The 18,618-nt window shown below is 71.3% G+C and carries 15 protein-coding genes and 1 other RNA gene; 11 read left to right on the forward strand and 5 right to left on the reverse strand.

Translation table 11 applies throughout. The features are described 5' to 3' along the window. Nucleotides 1-99: 99 nt before the first annotated feature. Nucleotides 100-1,803, reverse strand: coding sequence for a methyl-accepting chemotaxis protein (locus PKE78_RS08395; RefSeq protein WP_271200421.1), 1,704 nt, complete (start codon nt 1,801-1,803; stop codon nt 100-102). Between the two features lie 106 nt (nt 1,804-1,909). Between PKE78_RS08395 and ssrA the strand changes: the two genes are divergently transcribed. The 5 genes from ssrA to PKE78_RS08420 all read left to right on the forward strand — a co-directional run bounded on the left by ssrA (nt 1,910) and on the right by PKE78_RS08420 (nt 5,004). After that, nucleotides 1,910-2,267: a transfer-messenger RNA gene (ssrA, locus tag PKE78_RS08400) on the forward strand. A gap of 87 nt (nt 2,268-2,354) precedes the next feature. Further along, the gene (locus PKE78_RS08405) at nt 2,355-2,873 is read left to right on the forward strand and encodes an SspB family protein (RefSeq protein ID WP_271200422.1); all 519 of its coding nucleotides are present in this window, start codon (nt 2,355-2,357) and stop codon (nt 2,871-2,873) included. A 102-nt stretch (nt 2,874-2,975) separates the two neighbouring features. Further along, complete coding sequence (fumC, locus tag PKE78_RS08410; RefSeq protein WP_271200423.1) at nt 2,976-4,367, forward strand: class II fumarate hydratase; 1,392 nt, start codon at nt 2,976-2,978, stop codon at nt 4,365-4,367. Between the two features lie 71 nt (nt 4,368-4,438). Beyond that, on the forward strand, nt 4,439-4,633 hold the full coding sequence (locus tag PKE78_RS08415; protein ID WP_271200424.1) for a DUF4169 family protein: 195 nt from the start codon (nt 4,439-4,441) through the stop codon (nt 4,631-4,633). Nucleotides 4,634-4,698: 65 nt separating this feature from the next. After that, nucleotides 4,699-5,004, forward strand: a complete 306-nt coding sequence (locus PKE78_RS08420; protein ID WP_271200959.1) for a ribbon-helix-helix domain-containing protein — start codon at nt 4,699-4,701, stop codon at nt 5,002-5,004. 6 nt (nt 5,005-5,010) lie between these two features. Here the strand turns inward: PKE78_RS08420 and PKE78_RS08425 are convergent, their stop codons facing one another. Together PKE78_RS08425 and PKE78_RS08430 are read right to left on the reverse strand one after the other, a co-directional pair. Further along, on the reverse strand, nt 5,011-8,625 hold the full coding sequence (locus PKE78_RS08425) for an AsmA family protein (RefSeq protein ID WP_271200425.1): 3,615 nt from the start codon (nt 8,623-8,625) through the stop codon (nt 5,011-5,013). 70 nt (nt 8,626-8,695) lie between these two features. Continuing rightward, nucleotides 8,696-10,099, reverse strand: coding sequence for an FAD-binding oxidoreductase (locus tag PKE78_RS08430; protein WP_271200426.1), 1,404 nt, complete (start codon nt 10,097-10,099; stop codon nt 8,696-8,698). A 151-nt stretch (nt 10,100-10,250) separates the two neighbouring features. On the opposite strand from PKE78_RS08430, the gene PKE78_RS08435 reads away from it, so the two are divergent. Then, nucleotides 10,251-10,727, forward strand: coding sequence for an acyl-CoA thioesterase (locus PKE78_RS08435; protein ID WP_271200427.1), 477 nt, complete (start codon nt 10,251-10,253; stop codon nt 10,725-10,727). A 59-nt stretch (nt 10,728-10,786) separates the two neighbouring features. On the opposite strand, the gene PKE78_RS08440 is transcribed toward PKE78_RS08435, so the two are convergent. Further along, on the reverse strand, nt 10,787-11,170 hold the full coding sequence (locus PKE78_RS08440; protein WP_271200428.1) for a DUF1236 domain-containing protein: 384 nt from the start codon (nt 11,168-11,170) through the stop codon (nt 10,787-10,789). 286 nt (nt 11,171-11,456) lie between these two features. On the opposite strand from PKE78_RS08440, the gene PKE78_RS08445 reads away from it, so the two are divergent. After that, complete coding sequence (locus tag PKE78_RS08445; RefSeq protein ID WP_271200429.1) at nt 11,457-13,826, forward strand: ATP-dependent helicase; 2,370 nt, start codon at nt 11,457-11,459, stop codon at nt 13,824-13,826. Nucleotides 13,827-13,830: 4 nt separating this feature from the next. On the opposite strand, the gene PKE78_RS08450 is transcribed toward PKE78_RS08445, so the two are convergent. Then, nucleotides 13,831-14,418 carry a hypothetical protein gene (locus PKE78_RS08450; RefSeq protein ID WP_271200430.1) on the reverse strand — a complete coding sequence of 196 codons (588 nt, stop codon included), beginning with the start codon at nt 14,416-14,418 and terminating at the stop codon, nt 13,831-13,833. An 83-nt stretch (nt 14,419-14,501) separates the two neighbouring features. On the opposite strand from PKE78_RS08450, the gene PKE78_RS08455 reads away from it, so the two are divergent. From PKE78_RS08455 to PKE78_RS08470, 4 genes are all read left to right on the forward strand, one after another. After that, a complete protein-coding gene (locus tag PKE78_RS08455) occupies nt 14,502-15,356 on the forward strand; it encodes an SHOCT domain-containing protein (RefSeq protein WP_271200431.1) in 855 nt (284 codons plus the stop codon). Between the two features lie 126 nt (nt 15,357-15,482). Continuing rightward, the gene (locus PKE78_RS08460; protein WP_271200432.1) at nt 15,483-16,355 is read left to right on the forward strand and encodes a 50S ribosomal protein L11 methyltransferase; all 873 of its coding nucleotides are present in this window, start codon (nt 15,483-15,485) and stop codon (nt 16,353-16,355) included. A gap of 48 nt (nt 16,356-16,403) precedes the next feature. After that, entirely contained in the window at nt 16,404-16,721 is a 318-nt protein-coding gene (locus PKE78_RS08465; RefSeq protein WP_271200433.1) for a hypothetical protein, read from the forward strand. A gap of 46 nt (nt 16,722-16,767) precedes the next feature. After that, nucleotides 16,768-18,582 carry an aminopeptidase P family protein gene (locus tag PKE78_RS08470; protein ID WP_271200434.1) on the forward strand — a complete coding sequence of 605 codons (1,815 nt, stop codon included), beginning with the start codon at nt 16,768-16,770 and terminating at the stop codon, nt 18,580-18,582. The last annotated feature ends 36 nt before the right edge of the window (nt 18,583-18,618 follow it).

Raw genomic sequence — 18,618 nt, forward strand, 5'->3', positions numbered from 1 at the left:
GCCCGGGCCGTGGCGCGTGTGTCAGCCGGGGCACCATAGCACCGAGGGCGTCCGCGTCAGCGGGCGCCCTCCGATGCGTCCACAGCTCTCGCGCCGAGGTCAGGCGGCGCGCACCTCGTGCAGGAAGTCATCGACCTCCTTGCCGAGCTGCGAGGACTGCTGGGCGAGCTCGCCCGCCGCGATCCGGAGCTGGCCGGCGCCGGCGCCGGCCTGATCGGCCGCGATCCGGACCTCGTCCATGTCATGGCTGACGCGCTGCGTGCCGCGGGCGGCCTCGCTGACGTTGCGCGCGATCTCGTTGGTGGCGGCCTGCTGCTCCTCCACCGCGGCGGAGACGCTGGTCGCGATCTGGTGCACCTCGCCGATGGTGACGCCGATGCCCTCGATCGCCAGGACGGTCTCGCGGGTCGCGGCCTGGATCGCGTTGATCTGCGCCGTGATCTCCTCGGTCGCCTTGCCGGTCTGGCCGGCGAGCTGCTTGACCTCGGCCGCGACGATCGCGAAGCCGCGGCCGGCCTCGCCCGCGCGCGCCGCCTCGATGGTGGCGTTGAGCGCGAGCAGGTTGGTCTGCTCGGCGATCTCGCGGATGAGCTGCACGAACTGGCCGATCTTGTTCGAGCCGTCGACGAGCTGACGCACGCAGGCGTGAGCGCTGTCGACGTTCGCCACCGCGGCGGAGGCCGCCTCCGTGGTGCGGGCGACCTGCGAGCCGATCTCGCCGGCGCAGGCCGCGAACTCCTCGGCCGCGGCCGCCACCGCGTTGACGTTGGCCGCGGTCTCGTTGGCGACGGCGAGCACGGCGCCGGACTGCGCGTTGGTCTGGTCGGCGTTGGCCGCGAGCGAGCGCGAGGTGACCTCGAGCTCCTGCGCCGCCGCCGCAAGCTGCTGCACCAGTTCGCCGACGCTGCCCTGGAAGCGGCCGGCGAGCCCGTTCATTTCGGCGCGGCGGCGCTCGACGCGCGTGCGCTCGTTTTCCGCCTGTTCGCTGCGCATGCGCTCGGCGTCGCGCATCTCGCGGGCGAACACCTCCATGCTGCGGGAGATGTCGCCGACCTCGTCCTTCGAGGCGCGGGCCGGCGGCAGATTGAAGTCGCCGGCGGCGAGCTTGCCGAGCGCCGCGGCGACCTGCTGCAGCGGAGCGGCGATCTGCCGGTTAGCCATCACGCCGGCGATCGCGAGCGCCAGGCCGGTGCCGCCGAAGGCGACCAGCAGGATCAGGGTGAGCCGCTCGGAGTAGAGCGCGTCGGAGCGCTCATGGACTTCCGCGACCGCCTTCTGGCTCCGCTCGGTCATCGCGTCGACGCTGGCCTGGAACGCCCGGCGGTTTGCGCGATTCGCCTCGTTGTTGCCCTGCTCGTTGGCCGCCTGGGGCGAGACTTCGACGCCAAGCCGCGCGGTCTCGGTGCGGAAGGTCTTGAACCCGGCGGCGCTGGCGGTCACGGCGTCGAACAGGCCGCGGTCGGCCTCCGGCACGGTCGGCGCCCAGCTCGCCAGCAGCGCGTCGATGTCGGCGAGGCCGGCGAGGATGCCCTCGCTGAATTTCTTGGCGTCCGCCGTGCTGTCGGCGCCGTAGACGCCGCGCGATTCCATGACGACGCGCGTCACCAGGCGGTTCAGCCGCTCGCTGTTGAGCGCCTGCTCGGCCGCATTCTTCACGCCGTTGAGCGAGTCCTCCATCGCGCGCAGGGACGACAGGCCGATGGCCGCCGTCAGCAGGGCGACGACGCCCAATCCGCCCACCAGCATGAAAATCTTCGACCGAATGCGCACGACCGTCTGCCCCCTGCCGCGGGTCCCGCCCAAGCGCGGACTCCGGTGCGCGCAGGCTAGCGCCACATCCTTAAGAATTGATCGACGGTTGAAAGACCTCGTTAGCGAAAACGATCCGCGGGACCTGCGACGCGCTGGGGGGCTTTCGGTCCGCCGCCCACGCGCCTATATTCATCGGCGTCGGGCTTGCCCGACTATGGTGATAAACGGTCGCCGCAATAAACCCTTCGGACCCGGGGGCAGCACCCGGCGCCTCCACCCAAGCCCATGGTTCGCCGTGGGTTTCGGCGGGGGCGAAACAGGATCGACGGGGGCGTAAAGGGCGAGCTTTCCCCCGGCATGGCACCGCCGTTATCGGGCTCAATCTATAGTTGCCAACGACAACTATGCTCAGGTTCGTCTGGCCGCGTGAGCGGTCCGATTGACCAAATTCAAGTCCTAAGGGGTTAGCTCTTTTAGGCGGGGTTCGGAGGTACCTGGCAACAGAAACCTCCACTTCTCCTTATGCGCCGGCGCCCCCGAATTTCCGCCTGCGACAGCCGGCGTGGTGTTTCCCCGGCGTCGAATCCGGTTATGTGGCAGACATGACGACCGAGCAGACGCCGCCCGCCCAGGACTTCATGCGCTATGATCTGCTGACGCAGAAGGCGCTGCGCGGCGTCGTGCGCGACGTGCTGTCCCGGGTCGCCCGCGAAGGCACGCCCGGCGAGCACCACTTCTACATCTCCTTCCGCACCACCGATCCGGACGTGAAGCTCTCGAACCGCCTGCGCGAACGCTACCCTGCCGAGATGACGATCGTGCTCCAGCACCAGTTCTGGGACCTCGAGGTCACGGACTACGGCTTCGAGGTCGGCCTGTCGTTCGGCGGCGTACCGGAGAAGCTCGTGGTGCCGTTCGAATCAGTCACCGGCTTTTTCGACCCGTCGGTCCAGTTCGGATTGAAGTTCGACAATCCGGACGCGATCGAGAGCGAGGACGCGGTCGAGACCGACGCCGAGAAGCCGACCCAGGCCGCGGCGGAGCCGGACGACGCCGCCGGAACGACCGCCGCGGACGGCGGCGCCGAAGTCGTAAGCCTCGACAAGTTCCGCAAGAAGTAAGCCTCCCCCGCATGGCGTGACGCAGCGCGAAGGCGCGTGCTAAGCACCGGACCGCGGCGCGTTGACGCGCCGATCCGGTCCAATCAGCACGAGAGCCGCGCCATGACGTCGACCCGCACCGAGACCGACAGCTTCGGGCCGCTCGAGGTCCCCGCCGACAGGTATTGGGGCGCGCAGACCCAGCGTTCGCTGCAGAACTTCAAGATCGGCGGGGAGACCATGCCGAAGCCGCTCATCCGGGCGCTCGGCGTGGTGAAGCGCTCGGCGGCGCTCGCGAACCGCGAGCTCGGCGTCCTGAAGCCGGAGCTCGCCGACGCGATCGCGAGCGCGGCGCAGGAAGTGATCGACGGCAAGTTCGACGACCACTTCCCGCTGGTGGTCTGGCAGACCGGCTCCGGCACCCAGTCGAACATGAACGCGAACGAGGTGATCTCGAACCGCGCGATCGAGATCCTGGGCGGCGAGCTTGGCTCCAAGACGCCGGTGCATCCGAACGACCACGTCAACATGAGCCAGTCGTCCAACGACACCTTCCCGACCGCGATGCACATCGCCGCGGCCGAGGAGATCGAGAACCGGCTGATCCCCTCCCTGAAGCACCTCGAAGACGCGCTCGACGCCAAGGCGAAGGCGTTCGAGCACATCATCAAGATCGGCCGCACCCACACCCAGGACGCGACGCCTCTGACGCTCGGTCAGGAGTTCTCGGGCTACGTCGCGCAGATCCGGCTCGGCGTCGCGCGCGTGAAGGAAGGGCTCCAGCACCTCTATCCGCTGGCCCAGGGCGGCACGGCGGTCGGCACCGGCATCAACGCCAAGATCGGCTTCGCGGAAAAGTTCGCGGAGAAGGCGGCCGAGATCACCGGCCTGCCCTTCGTCACCGCGCCGAACAAGTTCGAGGCGCTCGCCGCCCACGACGCCTATGTCTACGCCCATGGCGCGCTGAACGCCGTCGCCGCCGGACTGTTCAAGATCGCGAACGACATCCGCTTCCTGGGCTCCGGTCCGCGATCAGGCCTCGGGGAGCTGATCCTGCCGGAGAACGAGCCGGGCTCGTCGATCATGCCGGGCAAGGTCAACCCGACCCAGTGCGAGGCGCTGACGATGGTTTGCGCTCAGGTGTTCGGCAACAACGCCGCCGTGACCTTCGCCGGCAGCCAGGGCCATTTCGAGCTCAACGTGTTCAAGCCTGTGCTCGCCTACAACATGCTGCAGTCGATCCGGCTGATCGCGGACGCCGCGGTCAGCTTCGCCGACAACTGCGTGGTGGGGATCGAGGCCGACGAGACGCGCATCGCCGACCTGATGGGCCGTTCGCTGATGCTGGTGACGGCGCTCGCGCCCACCATCGGTTACGACAACGCCACCAAGGTCGCGAAGACCGCGCACAAGAACGGCACGACGCTGAAGGAGGAGGCCGTCAAGCTCGGCTTCGTCACGGCCGAGGAGTTCGACCGCGTGGTGCGCCCGGAGACCATGATCCGCCCGGGCTGAAGCGCGGCCATCGGGCGCCGCGCCGTCTCGGCGCTCGATTTCCTGCGCGCGGGCGTGTAAAACGCGCCGCGATGGCTGACATCGTCAATCTGCGCCAGGCGCGCAAGCAGCGGAAGCGGGACGAGAAGGAGGCGGGGGCCTCCCAGAACCGCATTCGTTTTGGCCGCAGCAAGGGCGAGAAGGCCGCTGAGACGGCGCGGCGCGAGCAGGCGGCGCGGCTTCTCGATGGGCACCGCCGAGAGAATGGGGGCGACGCAGACGCATGAACCGGGTTTCCGAAGCCATCGATCTCGCCGAAGCCAACGCCCCGCGCGCAGGCGAAGGCATCCTGATGACCGACCTCGGCGCCGCCGCCGGGCTCCCGGACGCCGGCTTCGTCGGCGGCGAGGTCTCGAGCCCCGACATCGTCAAGCGGTCGATCGTCGTCGCCGGCCACAAGACCAGCGTCAGCCTCGAGGACGCCTTCTGGCACGCGCTGAAGGACATCGCGCGCGAACGCGGGCAGTCGCTGCGCAGCCTGGTTGCGGAGATCGACGCCGGACGCAAGGGCGGCAACCTCTCATCGGCCGTGCGCCTGCATGTGCTTGACCACTACCGCCGCCGGGCGGGCGCCGCGGCGAGCGTCGCCGGCGTCTGAGCCGCCTCAGCGAAGCTGCGGCGGCGGAGCGCCCGTCAACGGATCGGGCGACGCCGCGGCCCCGCCGGGCGGGGTGATGTCGATCGCGGGGGGCAGCGCCGGTGCCCCGGGGCCGGTCTCGGGACGCTGCGGCGCCTGAAGCGCGGCGCGGGCGCGTTCCTCCGCCTCGCGCCGCCGCCGGTCCTCCTCGGCCCGCGCGCGCTCCTCGTCGGCGCGCCGCTTCTCCTCCGCCCGCCGCTTCTCCTCGGCCGCCGCCCGTTCGCGCGCGATGCGGGCGCGCTCGCGCATCTCCGCCTCCATCGCCTCGATGCGCCGGGTTTCGCGCTCGACCGCCCGCACCGACAGCCAGCCGGTGAGCGCGGTCGCGTCGATCCGCCGTTTCGGCGTCGCGAGCGGCCCTTCGAAAATGACCGTCGCGGCCTGCGGGGCGTCGAGCCGGCGGGGCGCCACGCCGAGCGTCGCGTCGAGCGTGAGCCGCGACAGATCGAGGCTCGTCGCGCCGCCGAGCCGCGCCGGCCCCCCGCCGTCGTCCAGCGCGCCGGTGCGGACCACGCCGCCGGAGACCGTGAAGGGCGCCGACGCCCGCGCGAGGACGAGATCGCCGCCCGCGAAGGCGCGGTCGAGTTCGGCCGCGATCTTCGCCGCCTCGAGCGGCAGGCCGGCGATCACCCTGGGCTCGATCCGGTCGAGGGCCGCCGGGTCGAGCCTGCGCACCACGCCGTCGCGCAGCGAAATCTGGCCCGCGCCGGACAGCGTCGCGACGATCGCCCCGAGCGTCCGGCCGGAGCCTTGGACGTCGGCCGCGACGTCCAAGGCTCCGGCGACGGGAGAGGCCGGCGCGGACAGACCTGCGAGCCGCTCCACACGTGCGCCGGTCAGCGTCGCCCGCAGCGCGACGGTCGCGTTGGCGTCGGGCCGCCCGACGTCGAGCGACGCGTCGAGCCGGCCGCCGGCGAAGGCGGCGGAAAAGTCGCGGATCGCCATCGAGCCGGGCCGGGCCCCGAAGGTGAAGCGCGCCTCCGTCGCGGCGCGGCCGGGCGCGAGATCCACGGATTTCGCCGTCACCGCGACGCTGCCCGCGAGGCCCTGGATCGGCGAGGGGCCGAACGGCTGCGACGGCCAAACCGGGCGCTTGGCGCCGGCCGCGGGCGCGAGCGCGTCCGGCGACAGCGCGACGCCGAGGATGGCGGCCAACGGCAGCTCATTGAACGCCAGTTCGCCCTCCGCGCCGCGGCGCGGATCGCTCGGGGCGGACAGCCGGCCGGAGACCGCCCGGCCCGCGATGGCTCCCTTGAGCCCGTCGAGCGCGACGCCGTCGCGGCCGAGCGAGACGCGCGCCCCCAGCTCGACGGGAATCGCAGGCGCCGCGCCCGGCACGAGCCGGCCCAGCGCCTCCAGCGCCCCGGTGACGTCGCCGGAGGCGAGCGTCGCGTCGGCGGCAGCGGTCCAGGCTCCGCCCTCCGCCGCGGCCGCCTCGCCGCGCCCGGCGAGATCGAGGCCGAGCGCGCGCACGCGGGCTTCGCCCGCCATCCGCCGCGCCGGAACGCCCTTCAGGCTCAGGCTGATCTCGCCGCCCTCGGCCTGCGCGACCGGGCTGAGCGCAAGCCCTGCGAGCGCCGCGAGCCGGCGGCCGTCCGGGCTCGTCAGCCGCGCCGTCAGCTCGGTCTCGGCGTCGGGCGAGAAGGCCGGCGCGGCGTAGCGCGCCTCGATCGCGCCGCCGGCGAGGCCGCCGGTCACGGTCGCCGCGCCGCCGTCCTCGGCGATCGTCACGTCGATCGACAGCTTCACCGGCGCGAGCGCGGACGACCGCGCTTCGATCGCGGCCACGGCCGGCTCCGGCAAACCGGCTGCCCGCGCGAGCGTGAGAAGGCCGCGGAGATCGACGCCCTCGATGTCGAAGGCGAGATCGCCGTCCTGCGCGCCCGCCGCGATTCGGCCGGCGCCGGACACCTTGACGCCGCCGGCGTCCCCGACGAGCAGCTTGCGGACGTCGAGCCCGTTCCCGTCGACGGTGGCGTCGATCTCGACGTCCTCGAAGGCCACGCCCAGCAGCCTCAGCGCCTTCGCGTCGAGCGCCAGCATCAGGTCGACGCCGCCGCCCCCGCGCGCCGCCGATCGGATCAGCCGGTCGAGCCCGAGCGCGTCGAGATCCAGCCGGTCGGCGCTGAGCGCAGCCTCGACGCGCTCGCGTTCGCCCCGCTCCGCCGCGCGCCAGGCGATGCGTCCGGAGCTTGCGGCGCCGTCGGCCGTCACGCGGGCGTTCTCGACGGTGAGCCCGCCGATGCGCGCGGTGACGTCGCCTTTGACGGCGAGCTTGCGGACCGCCGCCCGCCCGCCGGCCGCGCCGCCTTCGAGCCACCGCCGGAAGGCACCGAGGTCGCCGGTCGAGAAGTCCACGGACCCTGCGAAGCCCGGGGCCTGCCCCATGAAGGCGATCGCGCCGCGGGCGCCAAGCGCGGCTTCGCCCGGAAGCTGCGCGCTCAGGCGGCCGATCCGCCAGGCGCCGTTGTCGCTGACGAGTTCGGCGCGCAGCCCGCGCACCACGTCGCCAGCGAGCAGAAGCCCGCCGAGATCGAGCGTCACGGCGCCGTCGAGCGCGGGATGCGCCACAGGTCCCAGCCGCTGCAAAAGCGCCTCGATCCGCGCGGCCGGCCCGCCGGCGCCGAGGTCGAGGCTGCGGTCGAGATCGATCTGGCGGGAGGCGAGCGCGAGATCGAAGCGCGGCGCGGGGCCGAGCGTCAGCGCGCCCTCGCCGCCGAGCCGGACCGCCCGCTCGTCGGGGCCGTAAACGGCGTCGATCGCCTCGAACCCGAGCCGGGCGGGATCGCCCGTCACCTTCGCGGCGAGCCGCCACGGCGGGGCCTTCGCCGCCGCCTGCTCCGGGGTTTCGCCCTCCCCCGGTCTCGGGGCCGGCCGCGCGACCACCGCCTGACCCTCGAAGCGCGGCTTCGCGCCGACCGTCAGAAGGCCGTCGGCGTCGAAGGTCTCGGGTCGTCCGTCGATCGTCGCCGCGAGCTTGAGCCGCAGCGCGCCGGCCGCGTCGGCGCGCCCCGTCGACAGCTTCAATGCGGTCCTGCCGAGCGGCGTGGCCGCCGCGCCTTCGAAACGGAACGGTCCTTTGAGCGAACCGGCCTCGGCGATCCCGGTCAGCCCGGTCACGGCGAGGCGGCCGGCCGGCGCCGCGACGTCGATCCGACCGTCGACGATCTCGGCCCGCTCCAGCGCGATGCTGGTCTCCTGCGCTGCCGAGGCGCCGCCGGGCCACTTCACCGCGCCGTCGGCCCCGACCGTCAGCGACAGCCGCGGCCGCACGATCCTGACGCTCTGCGCGACCACGTCGCCGCGGAGCAACGGGCCGACGCCGAGCGTGATCTCGATCTCCGCGGCCTGAAGCCGGGCGTCCGCCGCGCCCGCCGCCACGTCGCGAAAGCGCACATAGGGGCTCGGCAGCAGCCGCGCGTCGACCGCGCCGGACACGGTCACCGGCGCGCCGACGATCCGGCTCGCCTGCCGCTCGAAGTCGGCGCGGTAGGAGTCCCAGTCGACGAACCACGGCCCCACCAGCGCGGCGACGAGCGCAAGCACGAGCGCGAGCCCCAGTCCGGTGAGGGTGTTGTTCACGTGAAAGCCTATGTCCGTCCGGCGTTTGGCGGCCGCCCCGCGCGGGCGATCTTATATGCCGCGAGGCGGCTCAAGGAGTCACGATCTTGCCGGGATTCATGATGTTCAGCGGATCGAGCGCCCGCTTGATCGCCCGCATGGCGTCGAGCGCGCCGCGCCCGTGCTCGGCCTCGAGATACTTCATCTTGGCCTGTCCCACACCATGCTCGCCGGTGCAGGTGCCGCCCATGGCGATCGCCCGCTCCACCAGGCGGCCGAGGAAGGCTTGTCCCGTCGCGACCTCCGCGGGGTCCGACATGTCGAACAGCGGCTGGCAGTGGAAATTGCCGTCGCCCACATGGCCAACGATCGGCGAGACGACGCCGGAGCGCGCGATGTCGCGCTTGGTCTCCGCGACGCATTCGGCGAGCCGCGAGATCGGCACGCAGACGTCGGTCGGCACGCAGCGCGCGCCCGGACGCAGCGCGAGCGCCGCCCAGAATGCGTCGTGCCGGGCCGCCCAGAGCCGGGTGCGGTCCTCCGCCCGGGTCGCCCAGTCGAACGGCCCGCCGCCGAGCTCGCCCGCGATCTCGCCGAAGCGGGCGGACTGCTCCTTCACCCCCTCCTCCGTGCCGTGGAACTCGAGGAACAGCGTCGGGACCTCCGGCAGCGCGAGCTGCGAATAGAGGTTCACGGCGCGGATCTGCACCTCGTCCAAGAGCTCGATGCGCGCGACCGGCAGCCCCGACTGGATCGTCGCGATGGTCGCGTCGCAGGCGGCCTCCACGGTCGGGAACGGGCAGACGCCGGCCGCGATCGCCTCTGGAATCCCCTGAAGCCGGAGCGTCAGCTCGGTGATCACGCCGAGCGTGCCCTCCGCGCCGACCAGAAGCCGGGTCAGGTCGTAGCCGGCCGAGGACTTCCGCGCCCGGCCGCCCGTGCGGATGATCTCGCCGGACGGCAGCACCGCCGTCAGGCCCAGCACGTTGTCCTTCATGGTGCCGTAGCGCACCGCGTTCGTGCCGGAGGCGCGGGTCGACGCCATGCCGCCGAGGCTCGCGTCCGCGCCGGGATCGATGGGGAAGAACAGGCCCTGGTCGCGCAGATTCTCGTTCAGGCGCTTGCGGGTGACGCCGGGCTGGACGACCACGTCGAGATCCTCGGCGTGGACGGCGACAACCGCGTCCATCCGCGCGGTCGAGATCGACACGCCGCCATAGGGCGCGTTGACGTGCCCCTCGAACGAGGTGCCGGTTCCGAACGGCACCACCGGCACGCCATTGCCTGAGCAGACCGACACGATCTCGGCGATCTCCTCGGTCGTCTCGGGAAACACGACCGCGTCCGGCGGCTGCGGCTCGACCCAGGTCAGGGTGCTGGCGTGCTGCTCGCGCACCGCCTGCGAGGCGGAGAACCGCGGGCCGAACCGGGCGGCGAGACGTTCAAGCGCGGCGCCGAGCGCATCGGCTTCGGGACGGGCGGCGAGAGCGGGCATGGGAGCGGACGGAATCCTTTAAGGCGACGCCACGGGCGGCGCGACCATAGGAGCATTCGCGCCCGGCCGCGACATCCGGCCCGCGGCTCGCTTTCGCGCGGCCGCTGTCGTAACCCTGCGGCGCCGATCGCAGTCCGAAAGCCCCGACCGCATGACCGACCCCGCCTTCGTCACCCCGCCGCTCGCGATCGAGACCTCCTATCTCGACCACAACGGCCACGTGAACATGGCCTATCATCTGGTGCTGGCGGACACGGCGCTCGACCTCGCCTTCTCGGCGTTCAAGGCCGGGCCGGAGTTCGGCCAGCGCGGCCTCACCACCTTCGCGGGCGAGATGCATGTGCGCTACCTCGCCGAGATGAACTTCGGCGACGAGATCGTGGGACGTGTCATCCTGATCGAGTCCGACGCCAAGCGGGCGCGCTGGGCGGTCGAACTCGTGCGCCGGCCGGACGAGACGGTGGTGACCACGGTCGAGGGCGTGTCGCTCGTGGTCTCGCTCGAGACGCGGCGCGTCGCGCAGTGGCCGGACGACGTGCGCGCGCTGATCGAGGCCACCGTCGAACGCTGCCGCCCGGCCGCGGCGGAGCTCGACTGGCTTGGCCGCTCGGTCGGAATGCGCCGCTGACGCAAAAACCCCGCGCCGTGGGCGCGGGGTCTGTGTTCGGCCGATCGGGGCCGTTCAGCTCATTCGACGACTTCGACCACCTGGCGGTCCTCGTCGACGATGTAGCGCTTGTCGTTGACGATAGTGTAGCTGTAGTCGCTGTCCGGCACGCGATAGACCTCGACGGTCTCCGGCAGCGGCTTACCCACGACGACTTCGCCCTGATAGACGACGGACGGGCGCTGCTCCTGAACGACGTAGGTGCGGACCTGCTTCGGCGGCGCGATCAGGGTGCCGGCCACAGCGCCGGCGACGCCGCCGACCGCGGCGCCTACGGGACCGCCCACGACTGCGCCGGTGACCGCGCCGCCGGCGGCGCCGGACACCGTGCCTTCCTGAGCGAAGGACGCGGCCGGGACGGCGAGGGCGAAGGCGGCGCCAAGAACGGCTGTGCGGATGCGCATGGACTGAAGTCTCCTCATGTTGATCGGCGAAGCAACGCCGCGCACGTGGATTTGGTTCCTTGCCTCAGTGCGATTCTGCTTCCGATGAAAAGTTACGGGAAAGCGCAGGCGACGACGTCCGTGCCTTTACATGAGCGAATGCTTCCCAAGCCGCTTGTCCGCAGGCGCCAGCGCCCTAAGCGCGGCGCGCGCTCGCATTTCGGACCTTCCGGCGCCATTTTGTTCTCCTAGACGATTTGAGTCGCGCAGCGGCTCGCCGCGCGTCCGTCCGGAGCTTATCGACGCCTTGTCCGACTTCCACGACCGCCCGTCCGACGACCTGACGCTGCCCGCGCCCCGCGCCGGCGGGATCGCCGCGCGCGCGTCCGCCGCGCTCCGTCCCGCCGGCGCGCCGGATTATCTGCAGGGCTTGAACCCCGAGCAGCGGGAAGCGGTGGAGACGCTCGACGGCCCGCTGCTGGTTCTGGCCGGCGCCGGGACGGGCAAGACCCGCGTGCTCACCACGCGCATCGCCCACATCCTGGCGCTCGGAAAGGCGCGGCCGTTCGAGATCCTCTCGGTCACCTTCACCAACAAGGCCGCGCGCGAGATGCGCGAGCGGGTCGGCAAGCTGCTGGGCGAAGTGGCCGAAGGCATGCAGTGGCTCGGAACCTTCCACTCCATCGGCACCCGCATCCTGCGCCGCCACGCCGAGCTCGCCGGCCTGTCGTCGAGCTTCACGATACTCGACACCGACGACCAGATCCGCCTGCTGAAGCAGGTGCTCGCCGCCGAGAACATCGACGACAAGCGCTGGCCGGCGCGCCAGCTCGCCTTCGCCATCGACGGCTGGAAGAACCGCGCGCTCTCGCCCAAGGACGTGCCGGCGGGCGAGGCCCAGAGCTTCGCGGCCGGCCGCGGCGCCGAACTCTACGCCATCTACCAGGCGCGGCTGAAACAGCTGAACGCGGTCGATTTCGGCGACCTGCTGCTGGAGCCGATCCGGCTGTTCCGCGACCATCCGGACGTGCTGGAGCAGTACCACCGCCGGTTCAAATACATGCTGGTGGACGAGTATCAGGACACCAATGTCGCGCAGTACCTGTGGCTGCGGCTGCTGGCGAAGGGCTCGACCAACCTCGCCTGCGTCGGCGACGACGACCAGTCGATCTACGGCTGGCGCGGCGCGGAGGTGGAGAACATCCTGCGGTTCGAGAAGGATTTCCCGGGCGCGAAGGTGGTGCGGCTGGAGCGCAACTACCGCTCCACCGGCCACATCCTGAACGCCGCCTCCCACCTGATCGCGCACAACCAGGGCCGGCTCGGCAAGACGCTGAGGCCGCAGACCGAGCTCGGCGAGAAGGTCACGGTCGCGGGCGCCTGGGATTCCGGCGAGGAGGCGCGCCAGATCGGCGACGAGATCGAGGCGCTGCAGTCCAAGGGCCACAAGCTCGACGAGATCGCGATCCTCGTCCGCGCGTCGTTCCAGATGCGCGAGTTCGAAGAGCGCTTCATCACGCTTGGCCTGCCCTACCGCGTCATCGGCGGCCCACGCTTCTACGAGCGCGCCGAGATCAGGGACGCCCTCGCCTATCTCCGCGTCGTCGCGAGCCCGGCGGACGACCTCGCCTTCGAGCGGATCTACAACACCCCGAAGCGGGGCCTGGGCGACGCGGCGCTGAAGCAGATCGTGGAGGTCGCGCGCGCCGAAGAGATTCCGCTGCTGGAGGCCGCGCGCCGGCTGCTCGACGGGCCCGACCTGAAGCCGAAGCCGCGCGCGACCTTGAAGGAGCTGGCGCAGTCGTTCGATCGCTGGTCGGGGCTCGTCGACAAGATCCCCCACACCGAGCTCGCCGAGCAGGTGCTGGAGGAGAGCGGCTACACCGACATGTGGACCAAGGACCGCTCGGCGGAGGCGCAAGGGAGGCTCGAGAACCTGAAGGAGCTGGTGCGCTCCATGGAGCCGTTCGAGAACCTGCGCGGCTTTCTGGAGCACATCTCGCTCGTCATGGACGCCGACCGCGGCCCGAGCGAGGACGCGGTCACCATCATGACGCTGCACGCCGCCAAGGGGCTCGAGTTCGACACCGTGTTCCTTCCGGGATGGGAGGAAGGCCTGTTCCCCCACCAGCGCTCGCTCGACGAGAGCGGCCGCGCGGGGCTGGAGGAGGAACGCCGCCTCGCCTATGTCGGCGTCACCCGCGCGCGCAGACGGGCGAAGGTGTGGTTCGCCTCCAACCGGCGCATCCACGGCATGTGGCAGTCCTCGATCCCCTCGCGCTTCCTCGACGAGCTGCCGGAGGCCGACGTCGATGTGATCGAGGCGCCGGCGACCTTCGGCGGCGGCGGAATGGGCGGCTCCTATGGCGCGAGCCGCTTCGACCGCGCCGAGCCATTCAAGTCCACCTACGACACGCCGGGCTGGCGGCGCGCGCAGGAGAACCGCGGCCCCGCCTCCCCCGGCCCCGGCGCCCGCCGCGGCGGGCCGGTGACAATCGAAGGCGAGCTGGTCGCATCCTCGACCGCGACGTCCGCAGGTTTCCCGACGGGCGCCCGCGTTTTCCACCAGAAGTTCGGCAACGGCACCGTGGTCGAGGTCGACGGAAACAAGCTTACCGTCGCCTTCGACAAGGCCGGCCACAAGCGCGTGGTGGACAGCTTCGTGAAGGCGGCTTGAGCGTTCACCGTCGGCGCGGCCGCGGATCGAACCAAGGCGCGGGCTCGCAGAGCCTCCCAAGCTCGGACTTAAGCTCGGCGGGTGCGCTGAAGTGGTAAAGTTCGATCCGATCGTCGTGCGACAGCTTTACGATCGTTCGGGTTTTGTCCGTTTTGAGCAGCGTGTCCCAGCCAAGATAGAGCGCGACCGCGATAAACTCGCGCAAATCTGCGCTTTCGCCCCGGCCGAAGAGATGGCCCGGCGCCTCGCCCAACGTTCGGGTCGCGCCATGAGCCGTCCGCCATGCGACGTATCGGCTCCAGTCGGGGCGGACGACGTTTTCGCCGGTGTGATCGCCGAGCGCTCGGCGACAGACCCAAGCGGTGCATGTCAAGAAATCACCGAGATGAACTACGAGCGCGCCGGCGATCTCTTCGGCGTTTCGGACGCGGCTTTGGTAGCTGAAGGCCGACCAGCTCATGCGGCTCGCGGCTCGGGAACCGTCGATCAAGCCGTCTTCATCAAAGCCGCGCTTTCGGAACTCGGCTGCGGAATCGGCTTGTAAAAGAAACGAAACCATCAGCTTTTGAAAGATCGTTGCGCTCGTCATCATGAGGCCGATCAAGGCTGGCCACAAGCGTGGCGATCCGTGGGTTCGTGGCCCATATGACGTCGGACAACCGAGGGACTTCCACGATGCACGCGCTCTGGACTGACGAGGCCTCGACGGCCATCGGCGAGATCGCCCGGCGGCACGGATTCTCCGACGAGGCCGGCCGTGCGATGGCCGACGCGCTGTCCGCGGGCTCCGGGTCCATGGCGCAGTTCGGCCACCATGAGCTTGGCGGCATGGGACAGTGGTCGCGCGGCGGCATGCTGATGATCGGCGACATGTTCAACCACGGTCTGAAGGCGCGCGTCGGCGGGCTCGCCGACGACCTGTCCGCCGCCATGGCGAGCGGCGCGATCACGGCTCGGCGGCCGGCGCCCGGACAGTCGTCCCTGGGCTTCGCCAACTGGTGGCCCGAGGAACTCGGCGTCCCGTCCGCGACTGGCGCGCAGAACGGACAGCGCTACGCGGTGTTTCCGGGAACGGGACGGCTTGCGATCGAGCGCGACGGCCGGGTGCGGATCTATGACGTCGGGGACCACAACATCGGCGGCGCCGGCCAGCAGCAGGGCGGCGGCGACAGCCTGAGCTTCTCGACCGACCGCGGATCGATCGGCGTGCACGATCTCCGGGAGGTCGGCGCGGCGACGGTCGAGCCGGACCGGGCCGCCGACGTCGCCCCGTCGCCGAGGTCGGAGCCTGAGCCGCAGCCGTCGTTCGCGCCGGCCCCCTCGACACCGTGGACGCGCGAAACCGAAGGCGCCGCCGCACCGGCTCCCTCCGCGCGTCCGGACGAGCTTCGGACGGCCGCCGCGCGACCGTCTGACGCGGCGAGCGACCCGATCGAGCTGATCCGCAAGCTCGCGGCCCTCAGGGACGCCGGCGTGCTGACCGACGACGAATTTCAGGCGAAGAAGACCGAGCTGCTCGCGCGCATCTGAGCGTGCGGCCGTCGCGCCCGGATCGCGCGCCGCGGTTTCCCATCGCGGGCGGACCGGCTATGGCTCCCGCACAAGGCCGGGACGCGCTGTCACGGCTCCGCGCACGCGCTGAAGGTCCCACTTCCCATGTCCACCCCCCTCGTCCGCCTGCGCCTCGACGAGGCGACCGCCAAGCGCGTCGCCGACGTGCTGGAGGACGCCTTTCCGTTCGGCGAAGCCTCGATCGCCGCCTTCGAGGTGACGAAGGACGACTGGTCGGTCGAGGTCTATGGCGGCCCGGAGGCGACGGCGGACGAGCTCGCCGCCGCCCTGCGCGAGGCGCTGGGACCCGAAAGCGCCGGCCTGCGCATCGAGGCGGACGCGATCGAGGAGGCCGACTGGGTGGCGAAGAGCCTCGCAGGCCTCGCGCCCGTGCCCGCCGGCCGCTTCGTGGTGCACGGCTCCCACGACCGCGACAGGGTCCCGGCCGACGTCATCGGCATCGAGATCGAGGCGGCGCTCGCCTTCGGCACCGGCCACCACGGCACCACCCGCGGCTGCCTGCTCGCGATCGACGAGCTGCTGACGGAGCGTCGGTTCGAGCGCGTGCTCGACCTCGGCTCCGGCACCGGCGTGCTCGCGATCGCGATCGCGCTGGCCCAACAGTCGCCCGTGCTCGCGACCGACATCGACGAGACCTCCGCCCGCATCACCGGCGAGAACGCCGAGGCGAACGGCGCCGGCGCCTTCGTGGAGTCGATCCACGCCACCAGCTTCGACCATCCGGCCTTCGCCGAACGCGGGCCGTTCGACCTGATCGTCGCGAACATTCTCGCCGGCCCGCTGGTCGAGCTCGCGCCCGACGTGAAGCACCATCTCGCGCCGGAGGGCCGCGTGGTGCTGTCGGGGCTGATGAACCACGAGGAGGAGCGCGTGCTCGCGGCCTATGTGGCGGAAGGCCTCGCGCTTGTGGGATCTCGCCAGCTGGAAGGCTGGTCGACGCTGGTGTTCAAGGGGTGAGCCGCGCTCTCGCCCATGATGCGCTAAGCATGAAACGCGGGATCTGAGATGAGCGCCAAGCCGAAGCGCGGTCCCGAACGCCGGGTGATGTATGTGGAGAACAAGAACGGCACGATCGAGGGCGTCGGCGCCCGGATCGGCTGGGTCGAATTCTCGAAGTCGGGCCAGACGATCTACTATCGCGGACTGATGCTGCAGAAGGGCGTCGTGCCCCGCGGCAACTGCTTCGACGTCGTCACGGGCGAGACGTACTGGGTGTCGGACGTCAAGAAGCGCGGCTCCAACGCGCATCCTGATAACCCCAACCTTGAGGTTGAGGTCGATCCCGACGCCTTGGACGAGTATCGAAGGATCCGATCGAGGTGACCGCGTACGGCTCCGCCGTCATCGATCATGCGCACGGGCTGACCTCATGTTCGAAGCGAAGTTCCAGACTTTCGACGAGACCGCCGATCCCTCGCAGGGGGCGCCGCGCCTCGCCGCGCTCAGGGCGAGGCTGGCCGCGCAGGGGCTCGACGGCTTCCTGCTGCCCCGCGCGGACGAGCACCAGAACGAGTACCTGCCGCCCTCGGCCGAGCGCGTCGCCTGGCTCACCGGCTTCACCGGCTCGTTCGGCTTCGTGGCCGTGCTCGCCGACCGCGCCGCGCTGTTCGTGGACGGGCGCTACACCGTTCAAGCGCGGACGCAGGTCGACCCCGCCGCCTTCACGGCCGTGAACGTGAGCGACACGCCCCCGGGCGAATGGCTGAAGCGGAACCTGAAGGCCGGCGCTCGCGTCGGCTACGACCCGCTGCTGCACACCCTCGAGGGGCTGGAGCGGCTGGAGAAGGCCGCCGAGCACGCCGGCGCCGAGCTGGTCGCGATGCGCGAGAACCCGGTCGACGCAATCTGGGCCGACCGCCCCGCCCCGCCGCTCACGCCCGTCGTGGCCCACGACCCCGCCTTCGCCGGCGAGACCGCGGAGAGCAAGCTCGGCCGCATCGCCGAGGAGCTCGCCAAGGCGCGGGCCGACGCGCTGCTGGTGACGGACGCCCACGCGCTCGCCTGGGCGTTCAACATCCGCGGCGGCGACGTCGCGCACACGCCGCTGCCGCTCGGCTTCGCGCTGATCCCCGCAGAGGGCCGCGCAACCGTGTTCCTCGACGGCCGCAAGCTCTCGAACGCGGTCCGGGCCGAGCTTGAAACCCTGGCCGAGGTGGCGGAGCCCCAAGCGCTCGACGCGGCGCTGGAGCGGCTGTCGGGCAGGACGGTTCGGGTCGACGCGTCGTCGGCCGCCGCCGCCTTCGGCCGCAGACTGGAGACCGCCGGCGCGAAGCTGCAGCGTGGCCCCGACCCGATCGCGAAGCTCAAGGCGGTCAAGAACGCCGTCGAGATCGAGGGCGCGCGCGCGGCCCAGCTCCGCGACGGGGCGGCGCTCTGCCGTTTCCTCGCCTGGCTCGACGCCGAGGCGCCGAAGGGGACGCTGGACGAGATCGGCACCGCGGAAGCGCTCGAGAGCTTCCGCCGCGAGACCGGGCTGCTGAAGGACGTGTCGTTCCCGTCGATCTCGGCGGCCGGCGAGCACGCCGCGCTGCCGCACTACCGGGTGACGCGGGCGAGCAACGCGCGGCTGACGCCGGGCTTCTACCTGATCGACAGCGGCGCGCAGTACGAGGACGGCACCACCGACGTCACCCGCACCGTGGTGATCGGCTCCGCGACCGAGGAGATGAAGGACCGCTTCACCCGCGTGCTGAAGGGGCATGTCGCGATCTCGACCGCGGTGTTTCCAAAGGGCGTCTCCGGCGCGCAGATCGACGCCTTCGCGCGGCGGCCGCTGTGGGAGGCGGGCCTTGACTTCGATCATGGCGTCGGCCACGGCGTCGGCTCGTACCTGTCGGTGCACGAGGGGCCGCAGCGCATCTCGAAGCTCGGGACCACGCCGCTGGAGCCCGGAATGATCCTCTCCAACGAGCCCGGCTACTACCGCGAAGGCCATTACGGCATCCGCACCGAGACGCTGGTGCTGGTGGAGCGCCGGGCGATTCCCGGCGCCGAGCGCGAGATGTACGGCTTCGAGACCCTGACGCTCGCGCCGATCGACCGCCGCGCGATCGCTCCCGGCCTGCTGACGGTGGAGGAGCGCGGCTGGCTCGACGCGTACCACGCGCGGGTGCTGGCGGAGATTGGGCGCCTTGTGGACGCCGAGACGCGGGCTTGGCTGCAAGCCGCCTGCGCGCCGCTGTAACGGGCGAGGCTGACGCGCGGCGGCGCCGTCCCTTGT

It is taken from the genome of Methylopila turkensis, assembly GCF_027922325.1.
Classification (GTDB): Bacteria; Pseudomonadota; Alphaproteobacteria; order Rhizobiales; family Methylopilaceae; genus Methylopila; species Methylopila turkensis.

Coding starts and splice junctions, on each gene's coding strand:
- PKE78_RS08470 (WP_271200434.1), top strand. CDS start 16,768: ATGTTCGAAGCGAAGTTCCAGACTTTCGACGAGACCGCCGATCCCTCG.
- PKE78_RS08415 (WP_271200424.1), top strand. CDS start 4,439: ATGGCTGACATCGTCAATCTGCGCCAGGCGCGCAAGCAGCGGAAGCGG.
- PKE78_RS08460 (WP_271200432.1), top strand. CDS start 15,483: ATGTCCACCCCCCTCGTCCGCCTGCGCCTCGACGAGGCGACCGCCAAG.
- PKE78_RS08420 (WP_271200959.1), top strand. CDS start 4,699: ATGACCGACCTCGGCGCCGCCGCCGGGCTCCCGGACGCCGGCTTCGTC.
- PKE78_RS08405 (WP_271200422.1), top strand. CDS start 2,355: ATGACGACCGAGCAGACGCCGCCCGCCCAGGACTTCATGCGCTATGAT.
- PKE78_RS08430 (WP_271200426.1), bottom strand. CDS start 10,099: ATGCCCGCTCTCGCCGCCCGTCCCGAAGCCGATGCGCTCGGCGCCGCG.
- fumC (WP_271200423.1), top strand. CDS start 2,976: ATGACGTCGACCCGCACCGAGACCGACAGCTTCGGGCCGCTCGAGGTC.
- PKE78_RS08455 (WP_271200431.1), top strand. CDS start 14,502: ATGCACGCGCTCTGGACTGACGAGGCCTCGACGGCCATCGGCGAGATC.
- PKE78_RS08450 (WP_271200430.1), bottom strand. CDS start 14,418: ATGATGACGAGCGCAACGATCTTTCAAAAGCTGATGGTTTCGTTTCTT.
- PKE78_RS08435 (WP_271200427.1), top strand. CDS start 10,251: ATGACCGACCCCGCCTTCGTCACCCCGCCGCTCGCGATCGAGACCTCC.
- PKE78_RS08440 (WP_271200428.1), bottom strand. CDS start 11,170: ATGCGCATCCGCACAGCCGTTCTTGGCGCCGCCTTCGCCCTCGCCGTC.
- PKE78_RS08465 (WP_271200433.1), top strand. CDS start 16,404: ATGAGCGCCAAGCCGAAGCGCGGTCCCGAACGCCGGGTGATGTATGTG.